Origin of the sequence: Brevundimonas sp. UBA5713 (assembly GCF_002419815.1) — a bacterium.
Classification (GTDB): Bacteria; Pseudomonadota; Alphaproteobacteria; order Caulobacterales; family Caulobacteraceae; genus Brevundimonas.
In genome coordinates this window covers 22514-30715 of sequence record NZ_DIGV01000004.1, presented here as the reverse complement: position 1 = coordinate 30715, position 8202 = coordinate 22514, and the positions used below count along the sequence as shown (strand labels likewise).

7 protein-coding genes and 1 pseudogene are annotated in these 8202 nt (G+C 64.6%); 6 read left to right on the top strand and 2 right to left on the bottom strand.

The features are described 5' to 3' along the window. Positions 1–353 (bottom strand): annotated as a pseudogene (locus B3B04_RS00280) (primosomal protein N'); the annotation flags it as partial. Positions 354–383: 30 nt separating this feature from the next. On the opposite strand from B3B04_RS00280, the gene fsa reads away from it, so the two are divergent. The 4 genes from fsa to B3B04_RS00260 all read left to right on the top strand — a co-directional run bounded on the left by fsa (position 384) and on the right by B3B04_RS00260 (position 3714). Further along, the gene (fsa, locus tag B3B04_RS00275) at positions 384–1037 is read left to right on the top strand and encodes a fructose-6-phosphate aldolase (protein ID WP_292038573.1); all 654 of its coding nucleotides are present in this window, start codon (positions 384–386) and stop codon (positions 1035–1037) included. A 41-nt stretch (positions 1038–1078) separates the two neighbouring features. After that, on the top strand, positions 1079–1780 hold the full coding sequence (locus B3B04_RS00270; protein ID WP_292038571.1) for a DUF484 family protein: 702 nt from the start codon (positions 1079–1081) through the stop codon (positions 1778–1780). Continuing rightward, positions 1759–2691, top strand: a complete 933-nt coding sequence (locus B3B04_RS00265) for a tyrosine recombinase XerC (protein ID WP_292038567.1) — start codon at positions 1759–1761, stop codon at positions 2689–2691. Before B3B04_RS00270 ends, B3B04_RS00265 begins: the two co-directional genes overlap by 22 nt. Before the next feature lie 69 nt (positions 2692–2760). Then, positions 2761–3714: a retropepsin-like aspartic protease gene (locus tag B3B04_RS00260; protein ID WP_292038563.1), complete on the top strand. Its 954-nt coding sequence runs from the start codon at positions 2761–2763 to the stop codon at positions 3712–3714. On the opposite strand, the gene B3B04_RS00255 is transcribed toward B3B04_RS00260, so the two are convergent. Further along, the gene (locus B3B04_RS00255) at positions 3711–4682 is read right to left on the bottom strand and encodes an alpha/beta fold hydrolase (protein ID WP_292038561.1); all 972 of its coding nucleotides are present in this window, start codon (positions 4680–4682) and stop codon (positions 3711–3713) included. The genes B3B04_RS00260 and B3B04_RS00255 overlap by 4 nt on opposite strands. Before the next feature lie 135 nt (positions 4683–4817). Here B3B04_RS00255 and B3B04_RS00250 point away from each other — a divergent pair, with 135 nt between their 5' ends. Continuing rightward, positions 4818–7673, top strand: a complete 2856-nt coding sequence (locus B3B04_RS00250) for an ATP-dependent DNA helicase (RefSeq protein WP_292038559.1) — start codon at positions 4818–4820, stop codon at positions 7671–7673. A gap of 2 nt (positions 7674–7675) precedes the next feature. Continuing rightward, positions 7676–8149: a Cys-tRNA(Pro) deacylase gene (gene ybaK, locus B3B04_RS00245; RefSeq protein WP_292038556.1), complete on the top strand. Its 474-nt coding sequence runs from the start codon at positions 7676–7678 to the stop codon at positions 8147–8149. Positions 8150–8202: the final 53 nt, after the last annotated feature.

The following is an 8202-nucleotide window of genomic DNA, read 5'->3' as shown; positions in this document are numbered from 1 at the left end:
TGGCGCATGCCCACGCGGCGCACGCGGCGCTCGGGCCGGGGGCGTGGCGCGCGCAGTCCTCGAATGGCGCGCGAGGCCATTTCACCCGGCGGGTTCAGCGTCCATCGCGCCGCCCATTCCACAAAGGCCAGCGTACCTTCGGGCAGGCGAGGATCATCGCTCAGCCGCTCGATAGACTTGAGTTTGCGGTTCGAGCCCGTGGTCTCGAACACCTCAGCGACAATGCCGCGGATCAGACGCGGCCCCAGTGGTACGTCGACCTGATCACCGCGCGTCACATCCATGTCGTCAGGGACGGCATAATCAAAGGCCTCCTGCACCGGCAGGGGGACGAGCACAGATGCGACTTTCACGAGAACTCCACCCGCGCTAGGATTCGGCCCATGAAAATCTTCCTCGACACCGCCGACGTCAACGTCATCAAAGAAATCCTGCCCACCGGGATGGTGGACGGCGTAACCACCAATCCGTCACTGATTGCTAAGTCGGGTCGGAACATCGCCGAGGTCATTGCCGAGATTTGCGATCTCGTCGAGGGGCCTATTTCGGCAGAGGCCGTCGCCACCGACTATCAGACTATGGTTATGGAAGGCGAGAAGCTGGCCGCTATCCACAAGAATGTGGTCGTGAAACTACCACTGACGTGGGACGGCCTACGCGCCACCCGCACCTTTGCCAAACGCGGGATCAAAACCAATGTTACCCTGTGCTTCTCGGCCGCCCAAGCCATGCTGGCCGCCAAGGCAGGGGCCACCTTCATCTCCCCGTTTGTCGGGCGTCTGGACGACCACGGTGCCGATGGCGGCCTGCTGATCGAAGAGATCCGCGCCCTGTACGACATTCAGGGCTTCGAGACCGAAATTCTCGCCGCCAGCTTGCGCAACACCGCCCACGTCGAGGCTGCAGCCATCGCCGGTGCCGATGCCGCCACCCTGCCGCCTGCGGTTTTGAAGGACTTGGTAAAGCACCCATTAACCGAAAAGGGGCTTGATGCCTTCCTTGCGGACTGGGGCAAGACGGGTCAGTCGATCCTGTAACAGTCCATCCTGTAGCGATTGACCGAAAAAGAGGTCTTGGATTGTCACATTCTCTGGACCTTGGCGAGGACACCGCAGCTCTGCACTGGCCAGAGGTTCGGGCGTGGCTTGAAACGAACAGCCAGCACCTGCTGGATGACCGCGCCCTGCTGGAAGAGCTGGGCCTTAAGCTCGAGGGCCGCAATGTGGTCGACTTCGGTCGTGCGGCCCTGACCAAGATGGAAGCCGCCGCCCAGCGCGAAGCGGGCGCGCGGCGCCTGATCGAAGAAATCTCGCGTACCAATTTCGCGGCCCAGACCCAGACCCACGTCGCGGCGTTGGACCTGATGGAAGCCAACAACCACATCGAACTGGCCCGCCAGCTGGATATGTCCACGCAAGCCCGCTTTGGTCTGGCTGGAGCGGCTGTGGCCATCGAAAAGCCGGGTGCCGTACCGTTTGGCTGGAAGGCGCTGGAGCCAGGCCGCGTTGATGCCCTGCTGGGCGATGACGGCCTGAACTGGCTGGGTCCGAACTTCACCGGACTTGATCTGTTTGGCCCTGCCGATGGCGATGTTCGCTCGGTTGCGCTGGTACGAATGACGCTGCGCTTTTCGGAGAGCGACACACCGCGTCCGGCCCTGTGCGCCTTCGGCTCCAACGAGGATGAAGGCTTCACCCCGGCCATGGGCGGAGAGTTGATCGCCTTCGTGGCCCGCGTGGTCGAGCGTATGGCCGCCCGATGGCCCCTTCAGGACATCTGAGCGCCGATCAGGCGCTGATGGCATGGCTGGAGCATCTGGCCCACGAACGGCGCTTGTCGGAACGCACACTGGAAGCCTATGGCCATATCGGTCGGCTGTACGTGGCCTTTGTCCAGACACACCGCGGCGAGACCCTGTCGCTGAACGATCTGGGGACGATCACAGCGGCAGAATTGCGTGCCCATCTGGCCGAGCGCCGCAGCGGTGACAGACCGCTTAACGCCCGCTCCCTTTCGCAGACTCTGGCCGCCATTCGCGGCTTTCACCGCTTCTTGGACCGTCGATGCGGGGTGGATGCGCCACAGTTGGCGCTGGTCAAAGGGCCTCGCGTCAAGTCGACCCTGCCCCGTCCCGTGACCGAGGATCAGGCCATCGGCCTGTTGCAGGAACCTGACGCCGATCCGGACATGGAGCCGTGGGAGGCCGCGCGCGACCGCGCTGTGCTGACCCTGCTTTATGGATGCGGACTGCGGATTTCCGAGGGTCTGTCGCTGCGGTTCGGCGATGTGCCCTTGGGTGATTCGCTGCGCATTACGGGTAAGGGCGACAAGACACGGGTCGTGCCCGTCCTGCCGCAGGTAGCCGAGGCCATCGACGACTATGTGCGCCAATGCCCGTGGCCGCTGTCCCCCGAACAGGCCTTGTTCCGCGCCAAACGCGGCGGACCGCTGTCTGCGCGACAGGTGCAGGCGACGGTTCAGCGCCTCAGGGGGCGTCTGGGTCTGCCCGCATCGGCTACCCCGCACGCCCTGCGCCACAGTTTTGCAACCCATCTGCTGGGGGCGGGGGCAGACCTGCGCTCCATTCAGGAACTGCTGGGTCACGCCAGCCTGTCCACGACCCAGAAATACACCCAGGTCGACGCCGAAGCCCTGATGCGCGCCTATCAGTCTGCCCATCCTCGAGACTGAAACAAATATCCGTTCGCCACATAAATACCCTCGTTATGTCAGTCACTGTGACGATTACGGGAGACGGGTATGGCCAAGACGGGACTGACGGACATCACACGCCGACATGGCCTCTGGCAGTTTGCCGCCCTGCCTATCGCCGGCTTCATACCGACAGAGGCGCATGAGAACCCTAGCTCGGCCTCTGGCGAGCGGCTGTTTTTGAACCTGTTCACCCGCCTGGCCACACGCGTCACTTTGGGTTCGCGACCCAGCCTGTTCGTCATCGACACAGGGGCGCAGTCGACATCGATCTCCGATCGGCTGGCGCAGGCGCTGGACCTGAAAGCCGGCCCGCAGCTCACCATCCATACGGTCACCGGCACCTTCCAGACACCCAGCGCCTATGTGCCCCGAATTCGGATCGAGCCCGTCGATTATGACAATGTCCTCGTGCCGGTATTTCCCCACGAGGCACTGGGGGCGGAAGGCCTGTTGGGCATGAACCATCTGCGCGAGTTTCGTCTGACACTGGATATTTCCAGACGCCGCTCCACGCTCGGACCCTCCGTCTCACAGGGGATAGCCATCAATACCGGAAGCCACGCCACCTTGCTGGGCCAAAGCCAGGCACTGAAACCCGTGGCCACGCGCGTGGTGGACGGATTGATGATGCTGGATGTGACGGTAGGCGGTGTACCGGCTGTAGGCTTTCTGGATACGGGCTCCCAGTATTCGATTGCCAACCATGCGCTGCGCAGTGCCCTGAGCAGTCGTGCGACTGGTGAGACGGCCATTTTGCAGGGTGTCAGCGGACCGCCGCTTACGGTTTTGACCGGTCCCTCTACAATTGTCGGCTTTGGAGTGCGCAATGCGCGCGATGTGCGGCTCTTGTTTGCCGACCTTCACATCTTCGAGGTTCTGGGGTTGTCGGATCGCCCTGCACTGCTGATCGGGGCCGATGTCATGAGCCGATTTCAGCAGGTCCGCATCGACTACCTTCGCCAGCAGGTCAGTCTGGGACCCACCCGCATCATCCGCTAACGACGCAGCGACAGGTCCCACAGAAAGCCCAGAATGGCGGCATTCACCACCTCAGGCTGCTCCTGATTAATCCAGTGGCCGGCACCGGGGACCACAGTCATACCGCGCAGGTCCGGCACCCATTCGCGCAATTCAACTTCGTGCTGCCCAGCATACTGGCGAACCGGATCGTTGCTCCCCACCATGAAAAAGGCCGGTACAGCAATTTTGCGGCCCTGTAGCCAGCGCGTGCGCTGCCAGTTGGCGTCGATCTTGCGGTACCAGTGGACAGGGCGCTCGAAGCCGCCTGCCCTGAAGGCGGCGACATAGCGCTGGAAGTGGTCGTCAGACATCCATGGGGGTACGGTCGCGCTGTCCGGTATGGCCGACAGGAAATCCTGGCCGTCCGGAATGAAACCGCTGGCTCGGTCATCGTCTGCCGTGGCCCCGTCAAACGACCAGAACATCTTGCGCAGAGCCGCTTCGGGATCGGCATCCATGATCACGTGCGCATCGGGATCGGCAAAGGCGGCCATATAAAGCAGCCCCTCACCGCGTTTTTGCGACAGATAGCGCATCACCTCGGTGGGCGGGCCCTTGGTGCGTCTTGGCTGGAAGGGAACGGACAGCGCCATGACGGCGTGGAACATATCGGGCCGCAGCAGGGCACAATGCCAGGCCAGCGCCGCCCCCCAGTCGTGGCCGATAACCACCGCCCTGGTCTCTCCCAGAGCCTCGACCAAAGCCACCACATCACCCACCAGCGAGAAAATTGAATAGGCCGATGCGGTTTGCGGGCCACCCGTCCCGCCATACCCCCGAAGATCGGGCGCGACAGCGTGATAGCCCGCCTCGGCCAAAGCCTTGATCTGGTGCTGCCAGCCAATCGAAAGGTCAGGAAAGCCATGGAGGAGTATGACCAAGGGGCCTTCTCCGGCTTCCTGGATTTGCAGGGTCAGCTCGTCCGTCTTGATACTACGCGAGACCATATAACCTCCGGGACCCCACTGGCAGCGGACTATCATGAGCCTAAGGATGAACCTGTATCAATATACAGACCGCTGGTTGATCAATAATTTGATCATGCCTTTCCGTTTCGGCCCGCCGACGCCTATGTTGGAGCTGTGACCGCGCCGACCCCGACCATCCCTGCTTCCGACACGATCCGGCCCGCCCTGGACTTCGATCTGCCCCTCGCGCTGGCAACCCCGCCCGGGGCCGGTGCGGTGTGCGACAAGGACGGCGCGCGCAAGATCGGTCGCGGCGCGGCCGAAGGCTATCTGTTGGGCGGTCCGGTCATCGTCACCCACGCCGCCATTACGGCGCGTCGGCTTGGGCTGGAGGCTCCGCCGCGTTCGGCCATGATCCTCGATGCGCTTGAGCTTTTTGCCTTTGTGCGGCCCGCCAGATTCTGCGCGCCGTCGCCGACGGGTCTGGCACTGGCGCTGGGCCGTGCCGAGCCCAAGGGTGCCGAGGCACAAGCGAGCGTCCTGCGCGAAGCCGTTGGCGATCTCCTGAACGAGCTGGCCGATCCCGCCTATCCGGCGCGCGAGGAGGCCTACACCCTCGCCCTGACCATGGAGCGGGCCGGATGGTCGTGGGGGCCGATGGTCACCAAGGCGCTGGAGGCCGGTGGCATCCGTGACCGTCAGTCGCGCGGCTCGGGCCTCGATGTCTGGGCGCGCATGACCGAATGGGAGGACGAGGCCCCGCGCGGTGAGGCCGGTAGTGCCCCCGTCGACAGCGAAAGCGCCCGTATCCGTCTGGAAAAACTGCTGCGCTCTTCGGGCCTAGATGAAACCCGTCCGGCCCAGTCCGACTATGCCGCCGAGGCCGCCTTTGCCTTTTCGCCGCGCCAGGAAGAGGGGCGTCCGCGTGTCCTGCTGGCCGAGGCGGGCACCGGCACGGGTAAGACCATGGGCTACCTCGCCCCTGCCTCGCTGTGGGCCGAGCGCAATCAGGGGGCAGCGTGGATTTCCACCTATACCCGCGCCCTGCAACGCCAGATCGACCGCGAGAGCCACGCCCTTTGGCCCGACGAGGCCGAACGCCGCCGTAAGGCCGTGGTTCGCAAGGGGCGCGAGAACTATCTGTGCCTGCTGAACCTGCAGGACATGGTTCAGGCCGCCCAACTGGGCAATGGCGACATCATCGGTATGGCCCTGGCCACCCGCTGGGCTGCCCATAGCCGTGATGGTGATATGACGGGCGGCGACTATCCCGGCTGGCTGTCGGGCCTGTTTGCCGTGGCTCCCGCCCATCAGGCCAGCCCTGCCAATCTGGTGGACCGGCGCGGAGAGTGTGTCCATGCCGCCTGTCCGCACTACCGACTGTGCTTTGTCGAAAAAACCATCCGCGCCAGCCGCCGCGCCGATCTTGTGGTGGCGAACCATGCCTTGGTGATGACCCAAGCCGCCTTTGACGGTGCCCGCACCGCGCGCGGCCTGAAACAGGATGGCGAGACCGCCGCGCTGAAACGCATCGTCTTTGACGAGGGCCACCACCTGTTCGACGCCGCCGACAGCGCTTTCTCGGCGGCCCTGTCCGGTCAGGAAGCCGCCGAACTGCGCCGCTGGATCCGTGGTCCCGAAGGCCGTGGCCGTCGCGGGCGCGGACTGGAACAGCGTCTGGGCGATCTGTGCGCCGACAATGAAGCCGCCCGCAACGCCCTGTCCGACGCTATACGTGCCGCCGCCCAACTGCCGGGCGAAGGCGTGTCGGGCCGCATTGCCCCTGCCTCGGGCGAGGTGAATCCGATCGGCCCGATCGAGCGGTTCTTGGTGGCCGCCCTCGAACAGCTACGCGCCCGCGCTGCCGAGACGGGCGGCGCCGAGTTCGGGCTTGAATGTTCGCTGCGCCCCGTCACCGAGACCCTGCGCGAAGCGTCGCGTGAGGCCGCCCAGGCTCTGGCCGCGGTCGAGGCCCCCCTGCTGTCGTTGGCCCGCCATCTGGAAGACATTCTGGACGAGGAAGCCGCCGAGCTTGATCCATCCGCCCGCGCCCGTATCGAAGGGTCCCTGCGCGGTCTGGACCGTCGCGCGCGTATGACCCTGCCTGGATGGCGGTCTATGCTGGCAGCGCTGGATGAATCCGGTGCCGAGCCGGATCCGGATTTCGTGGACTGGCTTTCCGCCGAGGCCGCCTTTGGCCGTATCCACGACGTGGCCCTGCGCCGTCACTGGATCGACCCGACCGTGCCGCTGGAAGCCGCCGTCATCATGCCGTCGCACGGGGTCTTGGTCACCAGCGCGACCCTGTCCGATCCGTCCGCCGAAGACCCGTTCGATTTGGCCCGCATGCGGTCGGGCGCGGCGCGTCTGATCGAGCCTGCCCGCACCTTAAAGGTCGACAGCCCGTTCGACTATGCCAACAACAGCCGCGTGATCGTAGTCAATGACCTGATGAAGGACGACCCGCGCCAGATTGCGGCGGCCATGCGCGAACTGTTTCTGGCGGCGGGCGGTGGCGGACTTGGCCTGTTCACCGCTATTCGCCGGCTAAAGGCCGTCTACGAGCGGCTGGGTCCTGACTTGGCCAAGGCGGGCATACCGCTCTACGCCCAGCATGTGGACCCGTTGGAGGTCGGCGCTCTGGTCGATGTGTTCCGCGCCGAAAACGACTCCTGCCTCTTGGGTACAGACGCCGTGCGCGACGGGGTGGATGTGCCGGGCCGATCCTTGCGGGTCTTGGCGTTTGACCGCGTACCGTGGCCCCGCCCTGACCTGCTACACAAGGCCCGCCGTGAAAAGTTCGGCAGTGGCAGCCATGGCCGCACCTATGACGACGCCCTCGCGCGCGGACGCATCGCACAGGCCTTTGGCCGCTTGATCCGCCGTGCTGACGACAAGGGGGTGTTCATCATGCTGGACGCCGCCTGCCCGACGCGCCTGTTCTCGGCCCTGCCGCCCGGCACCGAGGTCATGCGACTGGGTCTGGCCGAGGCGGTCGACCTGACCAAGGACTTCCTGAAGACCGACTGATCATGGCCAAGACCACACCTGCGACTGTTGCCCTGACCAAGGCGGGGATCAGCTTCGAGCTGTTCCCCTATGACTATGACCCCACTGCTCCCCGCGTGGGGCTTCAGGCTGCGCAGGCGCTGGGCATTGATCCGCAGGAAGTGTTCAAAACCCTGATGGTGCTGGCTGACGGCAAACCCGCCTGTGTCATCCTGCCGTCCGACTGCGAAGTGGCGATGAAGAAGCTGGCCGCCGCGCTGGGCTGTAAACACGCCGAGATGATGAAGCCCGCCGATGCCGAGCGGCTGACCGGCTATAAGGTCGGCGGGGTCAGCCCCTTCGGCCAGCGCAAACAGGTCCCGACCGTGCTGGATGAAACCGCCACCCTGTTCGAGCGCGTGCTGATCAATGGCGGTCAACGCGGCCTGCTTTTGGGCCTGTCGCCACAGGCGGCCATCGGCGTCTGTTCGGCCACGGTGGCCGATGTGACCGCCTGACGAAACAAGGTCTTAAGGGAACACAAGACGGCCACGACCGGCTGGTCTATAGA

Excerpts from the sequence above, each read along its gene's own strand:
- B3B04_RS00265 (WP_292038567.1), top strand. The coding sequence starts at position 1,759 with ATGGCCCCTTCAGGACATCTGAGCGCCGATCAGGCGCTGATGGCATGG.
- B3B04_RS00255 (WP_292038561.1), bottom strand. The coding sequence starts at position 4,682 with ATGGTCTCGCGTAGTATCAAGACGGACGAGCTGACCCTGCAAATCCAG.
- B3B04_RS00260 (WP_292038563.1), top strand. The coding sequence starts at position 2,761 with ATGGCCAAGACGGGACTGACGGACATCACACGCCGACATGGCCTCTGG.
- ybaK (WP_292038556.1), top strand. The coding sequence starts at position 7,676 with ATGGCCAAGACCACACCTGCGACTGTTGCCCTGACCAAGGCGGGGATC.
- fsa (WP_292038573.1), top strand. The coding sequence starts at position 384 with ATGAAAATCTTCCTCGACACCGCCGACGTCAACGTCATCAAAGAAATC.